The 1,047-nt window shown below is 67.3% G+C and carries 1 protein-coding gene; it reads right to left on the bottom strand.

Going from position 1 to position 1,047, the window contains the following annotated elements:
- On the bottom strand, positions 1 to 635 hold a 635-nt coding region (locus ACFOM8_RS23020), incomplete at its 3' end, for a hypothetical protein (protein ID WP_377764686.1).
- Between the last annotated feature and the right edge of the window lie 412 nt (positions 636 to 1,047).

Below are 1,047 nucleotides of genomic sequence, written 5' to 3'. Positions count from 1 at the left end.
CCCCAGTCAAAGCCGCTGTAGTCGTGGCCGCGCTCCAGAAAATAATGATCCGACCGGCAAGGCTGGTTGTCGGCGACCAGATGGTCGCGGACCATCTCGAACAGGTCGGCGTGAAGCGCGGTTTCCGGTGCGCCGCCGTATTGCGGGCGGGTCAGCAGCCAGGCGGCGGTCACGATCCTTTCCGGTAGCCCTATATCGGCCGCGATCCGCGCCCGCGTCAGGCATCCGGCAGAGCGCCCGAAATGCCATTTCCGATGCCGCTGCCCCGGCTCGCAGACGAAATGGTTGTTGCTGTCGATGGGAAGCCAGTAGCCCTCGCCGGACGGATGGCCGCGCTTCTGGGCCGCCGCCGAGACATGAACCACGGCCCGTCGCGCGCCCGGCAGACCGGCGCCGAAGGATTGCGCCTCGGCGAGGTCCAGCAGGTTCAGGGTCGTCTTGCCGTTCGGCCGGGGCACCGCAGCACCGGCCAAGGGGGTGGTGAGGACGCCATCCAGGACGTTGATCCGCGCCCCCTGCGCCGCCATTTCGACCATGTCCGGCGTGGGGCCGTCATCAGCCGGCTCGTCCGCCCCCTTGAGCGATCCCTTGACGGTTTTGCCGGTTCCGTCCGGCGCGTTGAAAAAGGCGGTCATGATCAGGCACTCCGATAAGGGACGCTCGGGCGGGCCGCGCTGCCGCCGGTGTCGGTTTTCGGAACTGACTTCCGATCCCCGTCCCGACAGGCTTGCTGCCGCATCCTTGCGAAGTAATAGCTGCCATCATGCGCCCTTTTTCTCAATGCCGTCCTGACGGCCGATACGTGGACGGGGCCACCATGGTCCATCGGCTTGCCGCATCGGCATCCTTCGTCAGGAAGGCGGCGGCTGCTGAGGGGGTTTGTCCGGGCCTTCTGCGAAACCGGTTGCCGGGGTCGGGGGGCTGGATCGGGCGCTGATTGTGGCGCCGGTCCCGGTCTTTGCCCCGGTTTCTGGCCCCGGTTTTTGGCTCCGGTCTTGGCCCGTCGTCCGGGGCGATCCGGCCATCGGTGCAAAAGGTGCTGCCGGC

It is taken from the genome of Paracoccus angustae, from assembly GCF_042648745.1.
Taxonomy (GTDB): Bacteria; Pseudomonadota; Alphaproteobacteria; order Rhodobacterales; family Rhodobacteraceae; genus Paracoccus; species Paracoccus angustae.
The sequence above is the reverse complement of the archived record's forward strand: the minus strand, read 5'-3'. Positions and strand labels throughout refer to the sequence as shown.